1 pseudogene is annotated in these 546 nt (G+C 61.5%); it reads right to left on the bottom strand.

Annotated elements, in window-relative coordinates:
• Positions 1 to 127 precede the first annotated feature (127 nt).
• Positions 128 to 546: pseudogene (locus ACWGTO_RS33785) on the bottom strand (transposase); the annotation flags it as partial.

Genomic DNA, 546 nt, shown 5'->3' with positions numbered 1-546 from the left:
CCAAGATGTGTCCGCGTGACACCTGGTTCCCTGGTTCCCTCGACGTTTTAGGACGGTCTGATTTTGGTGGACACCTCATGCATCAGAGCACTCAACAGCAAAAGGTGCGTAGAAAATCGCGCTTACGTAGGAAGAGCATTCGCGCGCCGGCCGCTTCGATCGCTTGGCGGGCGGCGGTGACTTTGTGAGCGGGCAGGTTGTCGAGGATGACGATGTCACCAACTCGAAGCGTAGGCGCCAATACATGCTCGGCATAAGCGGCGAACCATTCACCCGTCATCGGTCCGTCGAGGACCATCGGCGCAGTCATGCCCGTCAGGCGCAATGCGCCTGTAAAAGTGGTCGTTTTCCAGTGCCCGTGTGGGATCGGAGACCGGCACCGCATGCCCCGCTTTGCCCGTCCACGCAGGCGAGCCATCTTCGTCGACGCGCCGGTCTCGTCGATAAAGACCAACCGTTCGGGATCGAGATCAGGCTGGGCCTTGAACCAGGCGCGTCGCCGCGCGAGCACGTCGGGCCGATCCTGCTCGCTGGCGTGCGCTGTTT

This window comes from Mesorhizobium sp. PL10, assembly GCF_053714315.1.
Note: the sequence above shows the minus strand (reverse complement) of the source record. Positions and strands in the feature narration are given on the sequence as shown.